Origin of the sequence: Hydrogenophaga sp. (assembly GCF_030373225.1) — a bacterium.
Taxonomy (GTDB): Bacteria; Pseudomonadota; Gammaproteobacteria; order Burkholderiales; family Burkholderiaceae_C; genus Hydrogenophaga.
This window is the reverse complement of the sequence record NZ_JAUCZG010000011.1, coordinates 1-21,539: the sequence shown is the minus strand read 5'-3', so window position 1 is coordinate 21,539 and position 21,539 is coordinate 1. Positions and strand designations below refer to the sequence as shown.

Here is a 21,539-nt window from a genome sequence, read left to right as displayed (position 1 = left end):
TTGCCCGGTCCTCGCGCCGGGCTTTCTTTTTTCTGGGGTTTTTAGCTCAAGGCAGGATTCGCCATAGAAACGGGAGGGGTCACGGATTCAGAAGCATTGATAGCGCGACCCCTTCCCTCAACTTAATCCACCAGGGCCTTCATCAAGGCGTCTCGTGCGTCTTGGTAGAACTCAATGTCCAGCTTGGTCGCCATATCGTCTGACAAATCAAACAACTGTTTGCGACAGGCCACTGGGAGCAACAGCGATTTAGCGCCCTTTTCTATCGCCATTTCCGCCAAGCTTACGGCGTTGTGGATTGGCTCAATGGTGCCTCCAACAGTCACTTCACCGGTCACGATGAGGCCGCCACGCACGGACTTTCGCAGCAATGCGCCACACAAGGCAATGAGCGAAGCGACACCGGTTTTCGCACCGGACTTGGCCGCATCGAATCCACGCAACTGCACAGAAAACTCATGGGCACGCGGATCGCGGTCGCCCACCAGGGTCATGGCTCGGGCATACAGATTTTGCTCTGCGCATCGGATCGACTCCTGGAATGCCTGGGGCACCGGTTTGTTCAACACCCGAACACCACTGCCCGGCCCTTCGGTCACCTCCAGCCGGAACAGACCAGGATGTTCCTCAGGCCCCCCTGGGCTAAGCGTCCAGATCTGACCCGCTTCAAGGGGTTCGTCTCCAATGCCGTTTTGGCTTTGCAGCTCTGGCGTGGTGATGAATTTTTCGATTCCTTCACTGCCCAATGTGTAGCTGAAGTGGGTGTTGCGAAACTCAGCCGCTCCAATGCGCTTTTGCTGCTCCTTCACGCGCCTGCGCACCTCCAGCGCCAGCCGAACCGCCCACTCCAAGTCTTCGTCACTTGGCGTCGCGTCGGCGCTGGGTGAAATCAGTTTGAGCAGGCCACTGGTGGTCTTGTTCACGCCGTTGATGTCACGCCCTGACAGCGCTCCGCCAAAGAACACCCTGCCCTGCAACGCTGCCACTCTGCTCTGATTGCGCAGGTTGGTGAAACACTCCGATAGAAAATCGCTCACCAAACCAAAGTGGTCGGTGAACAACGTGGGCTTGAGCTTGGGAACGTCCCAGCCAGGCAGGTAGCAGTGAATACGGTCCATGAAGGCCGTGTCGTCGCGCATTTCTGGCGGTAGCGGGCTGAACAGATGGCCAACGCGCTGCTGGGTTTCAATGTCTACATCGAAGTTGCCCACCATCACGATCGACCCATCGGCGCGAATGCTCTCTTTGCCGCGCGAGAACTCGCCGCTCTCCATGTAACCCTTCATGATGTTCACGCCGTCCTTCTGGTCAAAGGACACGCCTGACACCTCGTCAAAACACACCACGTCGTATTGGCAAACCAGGCCCCGCTGGCCATTGGCGTTGTTCACGAACATGCGGGCCACACTCGCCTTGCCGCCGGACACCAAATGGGCGTAGGGCGACACCTGCTGGAACAGGTGCGATTTGCCGGTGCCACGCGGCCCGATTTCCACCATGTTGTAGTTGCGTTCCACAAACGGAACCATGCGCAGGAGCATCGCGTCTTTGGCCCGCTCTGTCAGCTCGGCAGGCTCCAGGCCCACCGATCTCAACAACAGGTCTTTCCATTCGGCCGAGCTGAACTTTTCGCGCGCACCCGCCAAGGTCTCCAACACATCGTTTTTAGACAGCTGAATGGCGCGCAAGCCTTCCACGGCAAAAGGACGCCCGCTTTTCTCCAGCGCAATCGTCGGGTCATAGCCCAGCGTGACTTCGGCGTAAAAGCCCCCGGTCAGCATGCGCTGATGTTCGCGTACCTTGTCAGCATCAATGCGCACGTCCTTGAGCTTCAGGCTGGGCAACTCCGCCACATAAGAGTCCGTCTTGGAGTCCAGCCGCGCGGAAACAATGTCAATGATCTTGACCTGCCCCTTCTCTCGTGCGGTGGACTTGATCAGCTCTTCATTGCCAGCGCGCACGGTGCGCTCGGACAACTGCCGCTGGACGATGCTCAAGCCCTCGGCAATCTCGGCCTCATCGGTGGTGGCGCAATACCTTCCCAGCAGGAACTCCACCACATAGGTTGGCACCGGGAACTGGCGAGCGAACTGCCGCACCAGGTCTTTGCGTACCAAAAAGCCTTCAAACGCCTGCGCCGCCTTGCGATCCAAATCATCGAGCTGCATGCCATACCTCACCAAATTTGAGCTGTTCTTCTGCCACCCTCTGGCCATCACGCCGCAGTACCAGGTTGACCGCCTCACCCAGCAAGTCATCCACCTCATCGAAAACCACCTGTGCCTTGCCCTCCGGGCCAACGACACCAGGCTCGCCGACACTGCTGCCCAATCTCTCTAGCGTCAAGGTGGCCCCTTGCGCAAACGCGGCATCCACCTTGCAGATGGTCTTGCGGCTGTTCCATGCCACGGCAACGATCGCGGGGCGCCCTTGCGCCGGGGGGTTGGCCACGATATCCACTAGCGGCACCACACACTCTTGCAGAGTCAACCCACCATGGTCGTACACCTGCCCGGCCCTGAAAGCTCCAATGCCGGGCGCCAAGGCAATGCGTACCTGCGGCCCATAGCTCCAGGGCAGCGTCATGGCCTCCACACCCACTGCGGCCTCTTTCACCACGGCACAGCGTGCCCACTTGGTTTCCGCCAGCTTGGCGTGCAGCTCCACCTTGGGCAGCCCCCCCGGCAAGAGCAGCCAGCCGTGGTCGGTCACCACACGCACCCGTTGCCAGCCTGCATTGAGCAGGCGCTCCACCGTCTTGGCCAGTTTGGCCACATGGCGGGGCGCCTCTTGTGCCAGGCGCAGGCCTTTGTTGTGGCCATCCGAGTCAATGTCGTCCAAAAACTCTGCCCAACCACGGCCACCGGCAATGCCGGGTGATTCAGGGTCCACCAGCGTGAAACCTTCGGCTTGGATGGTCCGCCGCAACCGCTCTGCGGTGTAGTCGCCATCAGCACCGGCGAGCCGCAATACTGGCTCAAACCCCGTGGCCGTATTCGTCTGCTGCGCCGACGCATAGCCTGGAGAACACCACACCTTGCCCGAGCTGGTCACCGACGGCACGCTGGTGAAGCGGTGCTGCAAATCGACCGCCAGGCCAACGCCTTGCAGCGTTGCCTCCAACTGGCGCGCCAGGTCCAGCCGCAAACCATCCACGAACACCACCACCGTGCCATCGGGCACGGCATCGGTGGATTTGGCCGGGTAGCCCTCAGCCGCCACCCGTTGCTGAAACGACTCAGCCGAACGCTGCAGCCAGGGCCGGTACACCGCTGCCAATGCTGGCCCCACCTGTGCCAGGCAATCGGCTTCCTGTGCAATAGCCAGGGCCTGCAGGGCGGCTGCGTCCACGGCCCAGCCCTCTTGTGCCCAGGTGGCCGCCTGGTGCGCCACGCTGCCACCCACTGCAGGCTGCAGGGCGGCACGCGCGATGGTGACCAATGGCAGCAGCGCCTGCGCCAAGGGCGCCTTGCCCAGGCTTGCCCACACGGTGGCGCGGCGTTTGCCATGCTGAGCTTCAAGCGCGATCAGCTCAGCGGCTGCAGACGCAGTATCCAGCAGCGCCAGCGTCTCAAATGCCTTGGACAACTCGGCTTCTTCCGACTCATTGGCGCGCGGGTAGCGATCGGCTTCTGACCACAGCGCCGGCTTTGGAACCGCCTTGAAGACGTCGTAAAGGTCCGTCTGCGCATCGGGCCGCAGTACAAATTTCTGCCACAGCAGATAGGCCGCGTCCGACTCGCGCGCCTCCAGCACCACGGCAGCCGCGTCCAGCGGGCTCTTGGCCAGGTCCAGGCCATAGCGCTGGCGGGTCGAGGCCACGAAGCTGGGCCAGGCATCACCCTTGTCCAGGCGCAACTGCTCTGGCTCAGCGAGCCAGCGCAGCACGTCGTCCGCCGGGTTGGGGTTGAGCACTTCGTCCAAAAACGCCAGGTCGATGGTGCGCCCTTCCAGGGTCGCCAACGAGCGGCTCAACAGCTTGGGCAGCGCCTGCTTGAGCGCCGCCAGCGTCTGCTGGTCGCCCTTGGTCACCAGCCCCAGGCCATTGCGCTTGCTCTCAAAGAAGGCTCGCAAGGTCCAGTCTTTGGTGTTGTCCTGTCGCCAGAAAACACCGCGGTACTGCAGCTCGGCTATCGGAGCCAGTTGCGGGTCGTCCTTCACCGCACGCAAGTCGGTGCGCAAGCTGCTGTTGGCCACGCCGGGCAGGTACAAAACTGGCACGGTGCTCGGTGGCAAGCCGCCTGCCTGCCCGTCGGCCACCATGCGCAGCCAGGCTCCGGGGCCGGTGCGCTCCAGGGGCTTGTAGTCGCCCAGCGAGAACAGCTCGGGCATTGCCGACTTCAGCTGGGGCAGCACCCCAGCCCAGTCACTGCGGTCATCGGCCCACAGCACCGCCACCGGGGCGGTCTCCAAACCCGGGTTGAAGCGCTGCGCCTGTTCGCGCAGCTTGTGTAACAGCGTATCAATGACGGATTGTTTGGGGTTTTTCATGTATCGCATTCACCGCGTTTTTCACGGCGTCTTTCACCTGGGCAATCGGTCTGTTCATGGGGCTCCGGGGCGCTCACGGGCCGCGCTGAACTTTTCTGTCCAATCGCCCAGCCGCTTGCGCACGGGTGCGGGCAAAGCCTTGCTGACCTTGGCGCGGAAGTCGGCGCTTTGGGTTTGCTCGTAGGTCACGTCTTTGTAAACCAATGCCAGCGTGGGCGCTTCGCCCTTGGCACGCTCTAGACCCTTGCTGAGTTCTTCCCGGATCGCCTGGGCATTGAGCGTCTGCGGCTTCTCACCAGGCTTGGCCTGTGCCATGGTGCTTCTGGCCATGATCAGGTCCACGGCCTCGTCCAAGATCTGCTCGGCCTTGTCGTTCAGCAGCTTTCTCACGGCCTCCGAATGCGACAGCAGCTGCGTTTTGTACGCTTCAAGCTGATGGGCAAATTCCGTTTTTCGCGCCTTCTCTATCAGCCGGCCAAATTTGGCAATGTCGTAGACGAAGTGCTTTTCCAGATCGTGGCGCTTGCGCTCAAGGCTGGACTCACTCACATGCTCCATCAACGGCTCGTTGTGCGCGTCGCACGCCGCATTGCCATTGACAAACGCAGGCACCTCCACCGGTTCGTCGCGCAAATCGGCAAAGGCATGCAGCTTGGATTCGATCAGGCCCTTCAGGTCGCCACTCACATCCACGTTGAGCAAATGGTTGGGCACCTTCAGCTGGGACTTCGACAACTTGGCCCGCGTCACCTTCAGCTCCACAAACTGCAGTTTGCTGCTGAACACCCGGGTCACTTGGGCCAGGTCCACAGGAATGGGCGGGTTGTCCTGATGGGCTTGCACGGTGGCCTTCACCTGCTCGGGCGTGATGGCGCTGCGCCCAATCTCGGCCTGGTCAGGCCCGGAGTCGGTGCCTTCTGCGGCCACCGCGTGGGCCAATTGCTCGCCCGGGTCGGCGCCAAGCATCAAACCGTTGGGTGCCAGTGGTGCGGGCTCCTCCAGCAGGTCGGCACCGGCAGTGGGGCTGGAGCTGGGTTGCTCTTCTACAGAGCGCGCCGTGGGCGACCACACCAGCGTCTGTTCATCGGCCAGCAGCACCCCCACCCGCAAGCCAGGCTGCGATTTCAGCCAAAACCCTTGCCTTTGCGCCAGGGCATGCAAGTGCTGCAGAGCAGCCACCTCGCCATAACCAATGCGGCAGACGTCTTCGTCGGGGTCCAGCACCACCGTCACATCCAAATCATCGATCTCGTCAAACCGCTGGCCCAGGGCGTGCGCCACCGGCAGATTGAGCCCCGGCGCAATAAAAACGATGCGGCGCCTCGCCTGACCCAGCAGCTGGATCAACGCAGCATCGTCTACCGCACAAAATGTTTTCATTTGGTGCGCCCAGCCGCAGCCTTCTCCCGCGCCGCCTGCTTCTCCGCCAAGCTCAAATGGTGGTCATTGATGCGGGTGCCCTCTGGCTCGCCATAAGCTGGCCCCAGCTTGAACCAGGGCGCACTAGCCACGTCCTTTCCGCGGTCGGCGCGCCAGTGAACGCCCAACTTTGACTCGTTAATCCGCAGAACTCCCGCTTGAACGAAAGGGCGAATGTTCATACGCACACCGTCGTTCAGGTCGGGCTCCCAGCCAATGGGTTGTTGGCTCAACGGCTTCCAGCGCACAAAAATGTCAAAGGGCTTTTCGCCTTGGGCTATTGCCTCTAGCTGCACTTTCAGCGCTTCGGCCTTGGCCAGCTTAAGCGTGGCCTCGCCCGCCTGGGCGCCACCGGCATCCACGGTGCGGCGCTGCTGGGTGATCCAGTCGCCGAGGTAGGTGTGGATCAGTGTTTGCAGCTTGGCGCGGGTGAGTGTGTGGTAGTTCAATAGCGCAGAGAAGCCGTCTTTGTGGCCGTCCCACACATGCCAAATGAAGGGGCGCTTTTGGAAGCGGGCCACATGCTGCTCAAAAAACTTGTCGCGCAGCCATTGCGAGAGCGGCAGGCCATCGCAACCGGCGTCTTTTAAGAGCTTGGCCTCACTGGCTGCCGTCCAGTCTTCGCCGAACGCTTTGACCAGCATTGCACGTAGCCGGTCCACCGCCGCCGCCTCGCCACGCACTGCGGGTAGGCAAAGGATGCCGTCGTCATCCACCAGGCTGTCCAGGTCTCTGCAACGGGCGCTCAGGGCGCGGGCGTCATCCGAGAGTTCCATCGCAGCATCAGACTCTGCAGGCCAGCGGTAGCCCAGCAGGCGGGCGACTGCCACTTGCAGCGGGTCGGTAGCAGGCTGGGGGTGGCCGTGGAAGATCCATTGGGTGGGGTCGTCGGAATAGGGTTTGGGTAGACCGTTGGGGTAGCGGTCCGCGGCGACTTGCTGCCAGTGGGCCAGGTCGAAGGGAACTTTGGTAAATGAAGACTCGGTGATGCTCAGTGCTTGGTCAACTTGCCTTAATTCCTTCTCGAAGGAATCTGATTCCATGTAAGAAACGATTGCTGTGAGCTGTGGTTCCTGTTTTGCAATCAAGACTGCGTTTGTGCAATCGAATCTAGTCCCGGTAAAAGCACAGATGTATGGGGTTCTTGTAACGGCGATAGCGACACCGTTTTGGCCGAGAGCCTTTTTCCCCTTATGTGCGGTACCAATCTGCGCGAGCGCTCCTAGTCCTCTTTCCCACTTAAGAAAAGATGTCATGCCGGAAATGCCGTTGCCGGTTGGCGCTAAGTGGTAGTAATCCCAAGTGTCCTCGGGTGCTGCCACCTCCCAAAATCTGACAACAAAGCGCGGGGTGTCGGTCGTGCCTACACCTTGAATAACTTCGGCATATTGTCCGAGGCGAGGAATATCCTGACGAAGATCTTCGAGAGAAATTGTTCCATCCGGATTCCCCAACTGCCCCGCCTGACTCACCTCCACCACATCCCCGCCCGTCAATACCACCGCTTTCTCCCCCGGCGACTTCAGAGCACTGGCTTCGAGTCCGCGTAAGGGCTGGTCTGCAGCCGGTTTGGCGTGAGTCATAGTCAGCAAGATGATGAACGCACCGGCTGCGTCGGAACTCTCAAAGCCATGCTCACCCAGCCGCGCCAACAAATTCCAAGTCGCGTACCGCAGCAAATGCTCGCGCTGTTTCTGGTAACTCTTCAAAAACAGCCAGTTTTGCGGCATCACAAACGACACCACGCCGCCTGGCACACACAGCTTCAAGCAGCGCTCCAAAAACACATTGGCAAGGTCAGCTTTGGCAGTCTTGTAATGTTCCTCACAAAAGTCTTTTAGTGTCTGCCCATGCTGCCCTGCGCCCAGGTACGGTGGATTGGTCATCACCAGGTGGTAGCGCCGGGTGAGGATGCGCGAGGCATGCACCATGCCACGGGCGGTGACGCGGGCCTCCAGAGCGGCAGATGTGGCCTCCGTGTCTTGCGCATCGTCAGCAACACCTTCTTTGGCGGCCAGCGCCAAATCCAACTTAGCGGCCAGCTCGTCCCAGTGAGCACTAATAAGGTCGCCCTGGGTAGCGGCCTTGGGGTCGATCAGGCTGCCCAATTCGGGCGCCTTTTGAAACAGGTCGTACAGAGCAGCCATGCCGGTTTCCAGCCGAGCGTCGCCCTCGGCCAACTTGAGCCAATCCACTTTTCTGCTGCGCGGCGCCACACCCACACAAGCAATGTTCAGGCGAGGCAACGCTCGGTAGCCCAAGGCGTTGCCTTTCTCGTCCGGGTAGCGCCAGGCGGCCAAAGCCAGGGCGAAAGCGGCAATCTCCACGCAGCGGGCATCCAGCTCCAGGCCATACAGGTTGTCCGCCAATACACGGTCTACCACCTCGCGCACGCTTAACTTTTCAGTAGCGCAGCGCAGGGGCACCAAGTAGTGAAAGGCGGACACCAAAAAATGGCCGGAACCCAAGCAGGGGTCCAACAACGTGAAGGTGGCCAGGCTGTCGGGCCAGGCGGGGAAGGTGCCTGCGGCGGGAGAGCCATCGGGCATTTTGCGAAAGTACGGCATGTCCACCGGCACCGCCATGCGGGGGTGGCGGCTGTGCATCCAGGCACCCAGGGCGTTTTCCAGCTGAAAGGCCACCATGTATTGCTCGGTAAACAGCTGGGTGACAGCGGGCAGCTCGTCCGCCCCCACCTTGGTGCCGGCCTGCTTCATTTGCCGCTGGACGTCTTCTTTCTTTTGGGCTTGCCAGAACTGGTAGCTCCAGCCCAGGCTATCGTCGGCCTTGAATACCGTTTCGGGCAATTTGGCCAGCAGTGCTTCAAGCGCCTGCTCGGTTTCCAGCGGCAACTCCAGAGCCAGCACGGGGCTATCTACCCGGAAAACGTTAGGCAGCATGGCGCTGGCGTAGCGCCCTGCCACCTCCCACTCGCTGCGGGCCGGTGGCTTGATGGTCGCGGCGTCTTCTTTGCAGTCGGCCAGGCTCACGGGGTAGCCGTCGGGGTGCATCAGCAGGTTGCTCTCGGCCAGAAAGCGGGCAAACAACATGCGGTGCCAGTGCTCGTAGGCAATCTCGGTGACCAGATGGGCGGTGGCCTGGGTGCCGTCTGCAGCGGCCACATCGCCCAATGCACGGCCATGGCCGCGAAGTTGCACGCGCAGCTTTTTTTGTTCGGCGGTGGCGTGGGTTTGCGGCTCTTTGGCACCTATGGCTAGGGCTTTAAGGGCTTTGGCAGCACCGTCTTCCGCCTGGGTGCGGGCCTGGGCGACGGTGGTCTCCAGGATGCGGCGGTGTTCGCGGGGGAGCGCGGTTTTCATGGGTGGGATCCGTGGTGGGTGGTGCGGCTGTGGTGGCGCGGCCATCAACCGAAATGTTATTGATAGCTGCCTGCGCTGGCTTTATTGAGAACGCTGGCTACAACTGCACCGGCCCGGACTGAAGCTTGGCTTTGACGGCCTGGCGCACTTCATCGAGCCAGGCCTCCAGCTCGGGCTCGCTGCGCACCATGCGGGCGGGGGCGGCGTAGGGTTGCACGGTGGGCTCCAGCTTTTTGGCGCAGGCGCTGGCGGCTTGCTGCACTTTGCCTGCCACGGCATGCATGCGCTCTGCCCAGCGCTGGGGGGTGCAATGCGCCAGCGCTTGCAACAGCTCCTGCAGGGTGCCCACGCTGGGTGCGGCCTCAGGGACATCAAGCCCATGATGCGAGAGGATGGCGGCTTGTTCGGCGGGCTGGAGCCGTGCCCAATCGGCCTGGGACTGAAGGGACTGCACGCTTTGCGCAAACTGCTGGGCGTAGGCCGCGTAAGACTGGTGGAGGGCGTTGCGCAACAAGTCTGATGCTTGGCTGATGAGCGGCGGCACAGGGTCTGGCTGGGCCAGCAACAGCCTGCCGTCCGCAATGGACTGGCGTTCGGCGCGGATAGCAGCGGCTTGCGCTTCGCCCCCGGCCTCTGGGCCCAGGTAGGCTGCGAGTTTTGACAGGTTGTCCCAGCTCGGTTCGCGCAACTGCACCATGGCGGCCTGTGCGGTGATGTCGTCGCCGAGCTGTTTGACGGCTTTCTCGTGCTGGGCAATGTGTTTGACCAGATCTTTGCCACCCAGCTTGTCCAGCGTGTCCAGCAGATCGGGCAACGCCGCCGCGGGGCGCGGGGCGGCACCGCAGATCTGTGCATAGGCTTGCGTCAAAGCCGCCACATACTTGGGCGCTTCGATTTCAGCCTCGTCGGGCTTGCATCGGGTCAGGCGGGCAATGGCGCGCTTTTCATCGACCGACAAAGGTGTGTTTTCCCGCTCGAAGGCGTATTGGTTGGCGTCCCGCTCCAAAAACTTGGCCGGAGCCAGGGGTTGTCCGCTGGCGGCCGAGATCTTAAGTTGCCCAGCAGCAAACAGCACGGCCAACAAGGCGAGAACGGCCTCGTTGCTCCAACCATACGGTGCGCCGGTGAACCGATCTTTGAGCTTGGCACCGCGCTGGGAGCTGGCGCCGATGTGGGCCAACATTTCTTGCGCCCCGGGGTGCGTTTCGGCCGCTTGCATGTGGCCCACGCGCTCCAGGGCATTGACCAGGCCCTTGGCCGCGTCGGCAAAGGCCTGGGGCCAGCCGGTGGCGTCTGCCGATGCGAATTTGGGGAACAAGCGGGTGGCGCCGTCGGCTGCGGATTTCCTCAACCGCTCTTCCAGCGAGGCGCCCTCTTCCACCGCTTGGCCACCGCCTTGGAACACCTGGGCGTTGGCAATGGCTTCGGCAAGGAGGTCTTTTACGCGGCCTTCAGCGCCCGCCTGTTGCTTGGCCAGTGCGTTACGGGCTTCCTGGCCCTCAGCGGTTTTGGGCTGTCCAAAATGCTCCAGGGTGCGCTTGGCCGCTTCGCGCGCAATCAGCGCTTTGACCAGTTCGTCTTTTCTCGTCAACCCAACGTGGACGAAAGTGACCGATGAGCCCAGGCCTGCACGCCCAGCGTCTTGCTCCACTTCCTTGGCGCGGGTGCCGTCAATGTCTGAGCGCAACCACACACAAAGGCCGTCCTGCTCTTTGGGGGAGGTGACGGGGTCGGTGTGTAGGCTCAAGCGGCGCACTTGTTTGCTCACGCCTTGCGGAACCGAGATTCTTCGAACCACATCGGCTGCGCATGCGGAAAGCTCTTCGCGCAGTTTGGATTCGTAACTGTTGGGGTCGCTGCGCTGGCCAATTTCTTCGTTGCTGCAGTAAGAGAACCACTCGGCACTTTCTTTGGTCTGCAGGCGGTACTCTTCAATGCCGCCCGCTGCACTGGCCACGCGCATGAGCTTGCGGTGCACATCGACCAGCTCTTCCAGGGCCAGTTTGACGCTGGCGCGCAGGGTGGAGTTGTCTGCCTTGAGGTCTTCGACCAGCAGGTCGGCCACGGTCTGCGCGTCTGTTTTGAGCCCCGTATCAGCGGCAGAGCTGCTGATGACGCGGCTCAACAGGAACACAGCCTTCAGGGAACGGGCCTTCAGATCTTGGCCATCGCGTTGCATTGCATCGATGCTGTCGGCGATCTCGGCGCTGATCTGATTGGATTGGCGCAGGCGCTGGCGAATTTCGTCGTAAATAAAGTCGCCACCCACGATGGCACCCAGGTCCCGCTGGGCAGTTTTCTTGACCGCTTCAAAGGCCAGGCGCAGCTGGGATCGCAATTGAACGCCGGTGCCGGTGGTGTCTGTGCTGCCCAGCACGCGCTCCCACAGGCGCTGGCGTGTGGGAAGAATGGGGTAAGAGGCGCTGAGCACGGGCTCGTCTTCACGACGGTGCTCGTAGCTGCTTTGGCGCAGATGGGAGGAGACTTCGCCCAAACAGCCGCTGGGGCTGAACAATTCCGACAGTGCAGATGTTGCAGAGGGCTTCTTTTTCAATACCGTCTCGCGCAAGACCTCTTCCACGTCGGAGGTGGACAGAAGAATGGGGATGGAGAATCGCCCCATCAGGCGGGACAGGTTTGGCGTGTCTGCCAAAGCGGCTTGGCCTGTGGCAACCACCAAAACACGGCCTTCCATACTCTTGGCGAGGCTTTCAACTACCTCTTGCACCCGTATGGCACGGTCCGCACTGTCCGCGATATATTGCTGCAGTTCGTCCAGCACCAGCAGGAAAATCGGGGCAGCACCATCTTGCTGGGTGGCGTCTTTGAATGCGCGTAAAAAGTCGTCTTGGCTGATGTCGCCCTTTGCGGTGAACTGGGCCTCCAAGCGATCACCCAGTTCAAAACTATCGCGGGCAAGACCGGGCTTTGCAGCGAGGATTGCCTCATGTAAAGGCGTGGAGACAGTCAAATCGGTCAGGGTGCGCTCCAGCACCTTGCCTTGCTGACTCAGGGCCTGACGCACGGCTTCTTCAATGCCTTCACTGCGCAGCCACATCAAGGCGCGGGCTTCGCTGTAGTTGCTGGGCAGGCCACAGGCCTTGAAAACGATGGCCAAAACGGCTTTGCGGATGCTGTCGCTGTCGCCCTGGCTCAGGGTGCCCGAAGCGGCAAGAAGACGGGTCTTCTTTTGCCGCGCCAGGGTGTCCAGCTCTTTCAGCGCATCGGCTACTGATGAAGGAAGCTTCGCAATGTCGCGCGGGGTGCGGTGGTCTGCAAACGGTGTGTTGGTCCACAGCGCGCGCAGCATCTTGACCATGTGGGATTTGCCGCTGCCGAAGAAGCCGGAAACCCAGGCAGCCGGAGACTCTGAACCACGGGCCAGGGTGTCCACGTAGGTTTCGAGGATGCGCTTGAGCCCCTCTTCGTAGTGGCCTTTACAAACAAAGGTTTCGAGCTCGAAGCGCAGGGTTTGCTGCTGCTGGGCATCCATGGCCTCGTCCACTTTGGCGACGCCTTGGTTTTCCAAGGAGAAGGTGTCGATGTTCTTTTCAAAAACGTCCCTGTTTTTCACTTTAAATGCCTTGCTGTTGGTGTGCGTGTTTGTATCTGTCAAGCGGTGATGGTGGTGGCCAGATAACCCCAGCCGTCTTTGGCGCCGAGCAGGCGGTAGCTGTTGTGCTCTGCATCGTGTTCCCCCGGGAAAAAAGCGACGATCCGGCCAGGGACCTTCTCGCACACTTTGCCAATGAGCTGTGACACGCTGAACAGCCCAAACAAGCCACCACAACCCACCAGCGCGAACACGGTGTTGGCGTCGTCGTTGGCGGCCGCTTGGGTAATGCGTTCGACCAGGTAGTCCTCAAGCCCTTTGACATTGCCTTTGTCATCCCACAAGCGGGACGGCCTTTGCAACAGGCGCTCGCCGTTTTCATGGGCTGCCAACCATTGCGAAAACGCGGTAGAAAGATCCAGCGACGACCAGCCGTGATGGAGGGCGCGAATTTCGGCGGCAAATTCACCGCTATCGATCAACCGGCGAATGCGGCGCTCCTCACTGGGCGGATAAACCGCCATGAGCACGCGCTCCTGGCCGGAAACGTTGGTTGGCCACGGCAGAGCCAAATGGGCTTTCAACTTGTCGAGAATGGTTTGGGCGTAGCTCATCAGATGGCTTTATTGCACGGTTAATCGGATTTCGCCGGGTTGCAACCAGGCAGAAAAGTCCAGCTGCAGAACACCCCCCGCATGGGCTACGCGCATGAGGCCTTGCTGACCTGCTGCGGAGAGCAGGCTGAGGTGTTCGTCCTTTGACAGCTCGAGGGTTCTGGACAACGCACCAGACAGCAACGACAACCCATTGAGGCCCGTGAGCCAATCAAGGAAGGCGGCGTAGGCGACTGAGACTGGCCGTACATCGCGGCGTGTGCGGATGCGGGCTTTACCAGCTGCTTCACTCAAAAATCCCAGCTGGAAAAATGAGGCGTAGAGGTTGTGGCTGAAGCTGACATACATTGCCTGCGAGTAGCGCCCGGGCGCGTGTTCGCGCACCCAGGCTTCAAAGTCTTCACGCCTCAAAGGGTTTCCCATCGGAACCGCCAAAACCATGTCGCAACAGGCCCGCAGAACCGGCTCGCGCGCAAATGCCAAGGTTCCTGCCAATACCTGGGTGTCCGCCGGGGACAGATGGCAAAGACGTGTGAACTCCCGGTAGGCGGGAAGCTGGACGCTCAGTCCATACAGGCGACGGAGGAATGCAAATGTCTTGACTCTGTTGGCCGCGGAAGGCTTGTGCAATGCATCTTCTTCCATCGCCAACCGCTGAAGTGTCGCGGTATCAGCGGCTGGCGGTGCGACGGCCAGGAGCGCGGCAAGCTCAGGCAACATGACCGAACGGGAACTGAGCACACCGCCTTCAGCTAAGCCAAGTCTGGTTTTTTGATCCACTCGATTCGAGTCCAATGCTGAAACTTTCTTAGAGGGTGTACGCCCGCTCGCATGGGCGGTACAGCCCACTTGGACTTCGAACAACAAACCCTTGGTGGGCGAGCCACACGCAGCCATGAGCGTTGCGGCTGAATGGGAATGTTTCAATGTACAACAAAGCTCAGATCAGTCCGATGGCGTCCATCCCCCGCTTGGTGCTCATGGTGATTTCACCGTCCAGCATGGAGTAGTCATGGCCCGTGATCACTCAACCCGAGATTTTTTCGGCAAATTCCCAACGCGCTGCTGAACCGCTATTTTGCTGCGCGCGCAGTGTTGGGCGATCTGGACTTTGCCACCACGTCCGAGAGCCAGCAAGACGCGGTGTGCTTGATGGCCGCAACCAGCAGCAACTGCATGACGACCTCCTGTTCCCGCTGGGCCAGCATGACCAAGCCAGCTTCGTCGAGCGTGAGCAGGCGCTTGCGGATCAAGGTGGCTTGGCGCCGGGCAGTGGCCCGGGTTTTTTTCTGCAGGATGTTCTCGTCTTCAATGGCGTGCCCCCAGGCGTTTTTGTCTGGTTGTGACAGCAGCAGCAATGCGATGCGCTTGCTTTCGAGCGAAAGCAGGGAGCCGGCAGAAATTTCCGCGTTGTACAAAGCCATGGCCTTCGGTTGCGACTACCGACTACGAGCAGCCGTGCTATCTGCATCGGCCTGGTCGACTGGCTTCTTGGCGCGAGTACGCGGAGCCGGCGGATCAGATGGAACGTACTCAACGAGGTCCTGAATCTGGCAGCCGAAGTAGTGACACAAACGATCTAGATTGTCTGTCGAAGTGTTGCATCCCCGGGGGCTGCTCAATGCAGAAAGCGTGGCGCGGTGTATTCCTGTGGCGGTAGCCACCTCTTCAAGCCGTATGCGCTCGCCTTTGCGAAAACTCGCACTAGCCAACAGTTCTTTGAGCTTCAACCTGATCATCGTTGGATCATATATATCGCTGTTGAGCTATGGAAGTTGCTAAATAACCACAATAGTCGCCTAGCGTCGATATATCGCAACACAGCGACTTTTATCGCTATTAGACTTCACTCATCGACAAACAAGGAGCAATCGATGAACACAAACACCCACGGCGAACAGCCATCAGCATCTGTACCGACGCTCATCGAGAACGGGCGGCAGCTGGCAAACAACCAGGTAGACCGGGCCTCTGGCAACGAGACGCCCAGCACCACTAACGCTGCAGAGCTGCAGCTGGGCTACGCCTGGGCTGCGGGATTCTTGGACGGAGAGGGTTGCATCAGCCTTGCTCGGATCAAACGCAACTGCGGCAACCGGATCAACTACCGAGCACGAGTCCATGTGCCTCAAAACTGTGCGGCAACCCTTGATCGCTTTAGGTCCGTCGCTGGCGAAAACTGCTGTCTGACACAGTTGCCTGACAGAGAGTCATACACACGGCCCATCTACCAACTCAACTACGACGGCATCCATGCATCCAGGCTGCTGCACAAGCTGAGGCCTTACCTGGTCAGAAAAGCCGCCGAAGCCGATGTGATTTTTGAGTATTACCGTGACGGGCAGCCAACGCGGCACTTTGGCCCAAAGGGTGTTCCAGCTGCAATCTGGTATTTCCGAGAGCGCTGCTTTGACGCACTGCGCTGCCTCAAGTAAACCCACCGACCACGACAACACCAAAAACCAAGAATTGGAGACTCTCCATGCCTCAGTTCGCACACAACCCGATGGTCCAACCGCCCAAAGGCCGGCGCGCTTGTAGACGTGCCGCAGAAGCTCAGCGCGTGACACGGGAACTGCACCAGCGGTTCGAGCGCCTTGCAGCCGCCGAGCACAAACCGAGTCCAGATGAGACGCGGCACCCATTCTTCGACGTTGTTGAACTCGATGAAAAAATTGCTGCGCTTCAAAACTTGCCTGGCGACAACCAGCAAGCGCTGCTCAGGGCCTATGGCAAGCTGCATTTGAAAGGCCCCTTGCGCAAAGTTGACCGGGCACCCCACCCCGGGGTGCTGGAAGACCTGGTGCTGGATTTTCCGAACTTTGCGGAGGTCACCCGATGGGTTCAGGATCAACTGCATCTGTGCCGCCTCTCGGCACAACAGTCAATCAAGCTGCCCCCCATCCTGCTCGACGGACCGCCCGGGGTGGGCAAGACAGCCTACTGCCAACAGCTTGCCAGACGGCTGGGGGTGCGCTTCGAAAGCGTCGACCTCTCTGCAGCCAGATCCTCGCTCAGTTTGCTTGGACTGGACTCGGGCTACAGCTCGAGTCATCCCGGACGGATTTGGCAGTCCTTGCAGCACGACAGCCTCTCGGTGACTTGGGCGTTGGATGAAATCGACAAGATCACCACGGAAGGCTCGGACAGTGGGTCCCAGTATTTGCTGGGCCTGCTTGAACCTGTGTCAGCCGCAAAGTTCACGGACAACTGGTCGGCATTGCCGATCGATGCGTCCTGGATTTTCTATGTGGCGACATCTAACCGCAAAGCCCTTATCGATGGGCCGTTGCTGAGTCGGTTCACCGTCTTCGACATCCCTCTCCCACACGCAAGCGATCTGCGCAGGATCGTCCGAAGCATCTATCAGAGCTTTCTGCGTGATGAGCCTTGGGGATCTTCGTTTCAGCCGGAACTGGATGCCAAGGTAGTCGACGCGCTTGAGGGTTTTTCACCACGAGACATTCGGCGCTTGCTGCGCGCGGGTTTTGCCCGGGCAGCATCACAAGAGCGCGATCGAGTCGATGTCCGCGACATTCCAGACTCGGTACAGAAGCATCCAAAAAGTACGCGCATTGGCTTTGTCTGATGCAAAAAACACCACCGAACAACCTGACCAACCATTTGGAGATCACACACTATGGGACACGCCAACATCATCTGCGGCCAGCTCGTCAACGACGATTTTGAGTCCACGGCTGGGCCAGAATTTGAGGCGCCCACGCCTCGCACATTTGCGGACCAGATCAGCCGTCTCTTGGAGCAGCGCGACTACGTCAGCCCTGGCTGGCTGCGCATCTTTGATCAGACTGTCACACGACTGAAAGCGGTGAACTGTACAAAGCGCGACGGCATTGAGATCGGAGGTATCGCGTTTGGCAGGGGCGAGATGCTCATGGAGGCATACGGCGCCGGCAGTGACCGGGTCGTGCATGGCATCTTGAACCGCATGCGTCAATCCAGTGGATCGACCTGCGCGTGTTGTGGCCGCCGGTACGGCGCCAGCTACAGGCGCGACTGCGTGCAGACGCTGTGTGAGCGCTGTCATGTCTACACCCAGCTGGAGCATGCCCTGCAAGACATTCTGGAGGGGGCATCCAACTACGCGCAGGTGCCCCTGATCGAGTGGGACGCCCTTCCGGTCAACATCCAATTGATCATTCCCTTGGAAAAGATCAAGGTGGTGCATCTGCAGACGCTGGATCTGAACATGCGCTACGTGGAGCCCGAGACGCTGCAGCAGCAAAGACACGAACTGGTCTTGATGAAACAGGCGTTGAATGCGGCGCGGGGTTGGTAAACCTGTCATCCCCGCAGCACATCCGATGAAGCCTCATCTGCGAGCAGGTGCTGCAGATCACACCTTGGCTCAGGGGCGTCTTGAAAGCGTTGTGTCTTCAATTCTCCGCCTTGGGCTGTACGTCGAGGGGCTCATTCGAAAGAGCACATGGCTTGCCCTCGCGGTGCGTACCAACCTCCTCCACCCCTCCACCCCTCCTCCCAATCCGGCGCCACCCGTGCGCAGGCACGGACGCCTGGCTGAGCCGCGTCAATCATCCCCAGCAATTCCACGAGATCGGTCTATCAAGCGACGACTCCATCTCCTTCGGCACACTGTGCGCCGTAGCGACGCGCACTGCGCCACGGCGGCGCGCTGTGAGCCGTAGCGGCGCGCACTGCGGCGTGGTGGCGCGCTGTGTGCCGAAGATCCACGAACCCGTACTCTGAATCGGTGTCGATATTCGCGACTTCAGTCGCGGGCACATTGTTCCCAGCGCATGTAAACGCACCAAGATACTGGGAACAATGTGCGCGCAGGAGGGATAAGTTCGCCCTTAATGGCTTCCCTCCTGCGCGCTCGACACCGCGGTGGGGCACGGGTTCGTGATGGGGATCGACACCGGACAATTCGGTGCCGCAAAGAGGTCGTCAACGCGAATGGAAATCCGCCATCGTGAACGGCGAAACCGTGAATCCGTGAATCAAGGCACGCCACCTTGGCAGGCGACGCGCTCGATCTGGGGTTTTGGTTGGTGGGGGACGTCGACGCGTCAGTAGCACGTCACCGGGTGTTCAATGGTGACGCTTACATCGTTGTCGGAATGACCGGTGCCGTGATGGAGCGCGACCGCATGTTGTGCATGCAGCCGTGACTCAGGGTGTTAGCGCTATGGCTTCTTGCGCCGCGAGCGTCCGATCGGAGTGGACCGCGAGCGCACCAATGGCCAGCTCGGCGGGGCCGAGTGCTTGATGCGCACTTGTCCGCGGGCACCGCCGGACCGAATCGGCAAAGATTTTGGGCGCATCAATACGCCACGGCTGCGATCCGCGTAACCGTAATGCTCGGCCGTTCGGGTGGACGCATGAGACAGGATCCGGGCGAACTCGACCTCGTCGAGATCGGCCACATTGATGTCTGTCGCGAGTTGATGTCGAAACGAATACGGAGCCACTTTGTAGCCATGACGGGGAAACGCACGCTTGCCCACCGCAGACACAGCAGCATGCAGGGCCTTGGCCCCACACTTCACATCCAGGCGCTGACGGGGTTGATGACGGAGTTGTGTCACCAGGTGAGCCACTGCTTCGGCCCGGTTGGGGTCGTTCAAAGCGGCCCGCACGTCGACAAAGATACGGCGCCAAGCGAGGCCGGTCGTGTCTGAAAGTTTGCGGCCGCGGATCAGGAAAACCAATCGTTCGCCTCCGGGTGATGACTCGTAGCGCACGCGAATGCCTTCTTCGAACTCGCAAGGGCGCGCGCCGGTCAGTACGAGGGCCGCCATGTGCGTGCGGTAGCGAGCGGCAGGCTTGACGTTTTTCCAAAACCTGGCGCGCCAGGAACGTCTCAAGCTCGCCAGACCCACACGTTTGCTGGTCGACTGGGCGAACTTCGCGGGACGCGGCACTTGCACAGCGGGCATTGGCTTAGCATTGATCTTGGCTTTGCTCTGACTTTGGGACGAGGCCAACGTCGAATGGAGGGCACCGATCTTGATGCCCGGTGGGGCGACCTGAAGGACCTGGTTGAGTCGCCGCAACCATTCAATGCACTCGGCTTTGGGCTCGTAGTCGCGAACGAAGGCCTCTTGTTGCACTTCAGCCGGTGTGTTCAACCAGGCCAGAAGGTCAGTGGCAATCCCAAATTGCAGAGAGGCCCGGTTGTAGTACCAACCCCGGCGGGTAGGCGGGAGTCCATTGGGCGTGGCGGCAGGGTCGAGCATGCCGGCTTTGCAGCGGCGTCGGTAGCAGCGCCAGTAGGCCTGTCGGGTTTTATCGGCCACCTCAGTTCTCAACAGGGTCAGCGCGCAGCGCTTGAGCAGACGCACATTTTTCTCGACCAGCCTTTGACTCAAGCCGGAAGAGTTCAGTACGGCGCGCAAACGGTGCACGCGACGGCGTATGTGATCTTCACTTTTACGTGGGCTACTCATCACCAAACTCCATAGGTTTTTCAGCAACCATCCACGGCGGGCTTTGACGCTCACATACCGCTGTTTACACAGTCTGGTCACATGCTTCCATGGTGCCCATTTCTTTGCCCTGTGTCTTGCTGATAACCGCGTTTTGGGCGAATTGGTTTAGGAGAATTCGGGCAAAGCGATGACCAAAATGGGTTTCAGATGATCGTCACGCAACTCAAATAATCTAATTCCACACTTAGCGCCCGATTCGCTGACTTCTGTCAAGGTCAAAGCAGCGCTTTGGCCGATTTCATTTCAGGCCACCTGGCCACTCAAATCGCTACGATGTGACTCAGATCACCACCATCTCAACCTAATCAAGTGATGTCATGGATGAAGATCCAGCGGAACACGGTGTCTTTCAAACGGGCGGCAGCTCAAAAACCAAAAATGCAGATTTCTAAATCAAACAAACTGACCGAGATCGGCAGAAAAAAGCACTCAACTCTGTTCAAATTGTTCCAAATGTTTGGTCTAGGCGGACCGAACGGGTGCTCGCACCCCCGCACCAAGCGGTAGCGAGGAGGTCTAGCCTGCAAAAAATCCGCAGGCCTTCAGTGCATGATTAGGTCGTAATGCGCGCTGAGCCAACAAGCCCAGAAAAGAAGACGCCGGATCCGCACAGAAATCCTCTGTGAGTCATCTCGAACGATGTCCAGAATGAACACCGTCTTTTTGCTTATGGCCCAGTACAACGCCCAAGCCATCATCCCTGTGGCTACGGTTGTTAAAGATTATTTCCCCCATCTCACCACTGAAAATTTTGTTCGAAAAGTGTCGATGGGTGACATCAACATACCCATGGTCAGGATCGAGCCGAAGTCACAAAAATCGGCAAAGGGTGTGCACGTCAATGATCTTGCTCAGTACCTGGATGCCCGACGCGCTGCTGCCGTGAAAGAGGCGTTGCAACTCTGCAGTCGCTGAATGTTGACTTCTTCATGGGCGGTGCTATCGGTTGGCACCCTGTGATTTCGACTGGAACTGGTTTTAGAGGTGGTTTGACTGTGTAATGGTCATATCTATGCACTACACCAACGCATCAACAGTGACATGTCACAAAAAAAGGTTGAGGTCAAGAAGCGCAGGAAAATCTTCGCCTGCTTTGACGTCTGGGCTGCTGCCTTATTAAAAACAGCCATCAGCCAATGGCGATGGCAGATTCTCCAGCTGGAAAATTCAGCTCAATAGTGATCCCTGAGGGATCTTCAACGAAGACCTGGTGGAGACCTAGGCTCGGCACCGTCCGCTCGCGAAATGGCAGCCCCGCTGCCTTGAGTCGCCGGTACATTTCTTGCAAATCGGTGGCTGAGAAGGCCACATGGTCTAGGACGCCGCTACCGCTCAGAGCCTCTTCAGCCCGTTCACCCAGATACTCCGCGAGGCCCGACGAGTCGTTGGTATCGACGCCAATGATGTGGACGACACCATAGTCGGATTCATCTCCGCCAATGTAGAGCCACAGTCCCGGAAAGTTGAAGGGGGGGCGAAACCCCTCCTTGAATCCCATTACGTCGACGTAGAAGCGCCTTGACGACTCCATGTCAGTGGTTCGAACTGAGAAATGCGCAAGCTTACTAACGACCATAGGTTTTTCTCTTGTTAATGCTCGGATGACGAATAGAGCTAGGGATGGTGTTCAAAACCGGCGCAGCGAAGCCTGCTGAGCGCATGAATTTCG

The 21,539-nt window shown here is 59.7% G+C and carries 15 protein-coding genes; 4 read left to right on the top strand and 11 right to left on the bottom strand.

The features are described 5' to 3' along the window. Positions 1-122: 122 nt before the first annotated feature. From brxL to QUV35_RS08080, 9 genes are all read right to left on the bottom strand, one after another. Positions 123-2,168: a protease Lon-related BREX system protein BrxL gene (gene brxL, locus QUV35_RS08120; protein WP_300872522.1), complete on the bottom strand. Its 2,046-nt coding sequence runs from the start codon at positions 2,166-2,168 to the stop codon at positions 123-125. Next, complete coding sequence (gene pglZ, locus QUV35_RS08115; protein WP_300872520.1) at positions 2,155-4,491, bottom strand: BREX-1 system phosphatase PglZ type B; 2,337 nt, start codon at positions 4,489-4,491, stop codon at positions 2,155-2,157. The genes brxL and pglZ overlap by 14 nt, the downstream gene beginning before the upstream one ends. Before the next feature lie 54 nt (positions 4,492-4,545). After that, positions 4,546-5,871, bottom strand: coding sequence for a hypothetical protein (locus QUV35_RS08110; protein ID WP_300872518.1), 1,326 nt, complete (start codon positions 5,869-5,871; stop codon positions 4,546-4,548). Next, positions 5,868-9,230 carry a DNA methyltransferase gene (locus tag QUV35_RS08105; RefSeq protein ID WP_300872516.1) on the bottom strand — a complete coding sequence of 1,121 codons (3,363 nt, stop codon included), beginning with the start codon at positions 9,228-9,230 and terminating at the stop codon, positions 5,868-5,870. Before QUV35_RS08105 ends, QUV35_RS08110 begins: the two co-directional genes overlap by 4 nt. Before the next feature lie 97 nt (positions 9,231-9,327). After that, positions 9,328-12,846 carry a BREX system P-loop protein BrxC gene (gene brxC / locus QUV35_RS08100; RefSeq protein ID WP_300872513.1) on the bottom strand — a complete coding sequence of 1,173 codons (3,519 nt, stop codon included), beginning with the start codon at positions 12,844-12,846 and terminating at the stop codon, positions 9,328-9,330. Further along, positions 12,843-13,397 carry a hypothetical protein gene (locus tag QUV35_RS08095; protein WP_300872510.1) on the bottom strand — a complete coding sequence of 185 codons (555 nt, stop codon included), beginning with the start codon at positions 13,395-13,397 and terminating at the stop codon, positions 12,843-12,845. Before QUV35_RS08095 ends, brxC begins: the two co-directional genes overlap by 4 nt. Positions 13,398-13,406: 9 nt before the next feature. After that, positions 13,407-14,177, bottom strand: coding sequence for a hypothetical protein (locus QUV35_RS08090; RefSeq protein WP_300872507.1), 771 nt, complete (start codon positions 14,175-14,177; stop codon positions 13,407-13,409). A 293-nt stretch (positions 14,178-14,470) separates the two neighbouring features. Next, the gene (locus QUV35_RS08085; RefSeq protein ID WP_300872504.1) at positions 14,471-14,821 is read right to left on the bottom strand and encodes a BrxA family protein; all 351 of its coding nucleotides are present in this window, start codon (positions 14,819-14,821) and stop codon (positions 14,471-14,473) included. A gap of 15 nt (positions 14,822-14,836) precedes the next feature. Further along, positions 14,837-15,136, bottom strand: coding sequence for a helix-turn-helix transcriptional regulator (locus QUV35_RS08080; RefSeq protein ID WP_300872501.1), 300 nt, complete (start codon positions 15,134-15,136; stop codon positions 14,837-14,839). A gap of 135 nt (positions 15,137-15,271) precedes the next feature. Between QUV35_RS08080 and QUV35_RS08075 the strand changes: the two genes are divergently transcribed. The 3 genes from QUV35_RS08075 (at position 15,272) to QUV35_RS08065 (ending at position 17,697) form a co-directional block, all read left to right on the top strand. Continuing rightward, positions 15,272-15,832 carry a hypothetical protein gene (locus tag QUV35_RS08075; protein WP_300872499.1) on the top strand — a complete coding sequence of 187 codons (561 nt, stop codon included), beginning with the start codon at positions 15,272-15,274 and terminating at the stop codon, positions 15,830-15,832. 128 nt (positions 15,833-15,960) lie between these two features. Further along, positions 15,961-16,986: an AAA family ATPase gene (locus QUV35_RS08070; protein WP_300872496.1), complete on the top strand. Its 1,026-nt coding sequence runs from the start codon at positions 15,961-15,963 to the stop codon at positions 16,984-16,986. Between the two features lie 51 nt (positions 16,987-17,037). Next, positions 17,038-17,697 (top strand): hypothetical protein, encoded by a 660-nt coding sequence (locus QUV35_RS08065; protein ID WP_300872493.1) that lies wholly within the window; start codon positions 17,038-17,040, stop codon positions 17,695-17,697. Between the two features lie 868 nt (positions 17,698-18,565). Here QUV35_RS08065 and QUV35_RS08060 read toward each other — a convergent pair. Then, complete coding sequence (locus tag QUV35_RS08060; RefSeq protein WP_300872490.1) at positions 18,566-19,828, bottom strand: hypothetical protein; 1,263 nt, start codon at positions 19,826-19,828, stop codon at positions 18,566-18,568. A gap of 690 nt (positions 19,829-20,518) precedes the next feature. On the opposite strand from QUV35_RS08060, the gene QUV35_RS08055 reads away from it, so the two are divergent. Beyond that, on the top strand, positions 20,519-20,785 hold the full coding sequence (locus QUV35_RS08055; RefSeq protein ID WP_300872487.1) for a pyocin activator PrtN family protein: 267 nt from the start codon (positions 20,519-20,521) through the stop codon (positions 20,783-20,785). Between the two features lie 214 nt (positions 20,786-20,999). On the opposite strand, the gene QUV35_RS08050 is transcribed toward QUV35_RS08055, so the two are convergent. Beyond that, positions 21,000-21,446: a VOC family protein gene (locus QUV35_RS08050; RefSeq protein WP_300872485.1), complete on the bottom strand. Its 447-nt coding sequence runs from the start codon at positions 21,444-21,446 to the stop codon at positions 21,000-21,002. Between the last annotated feature and the right edge of the window lie 93 nt (positions 21,447-21,539).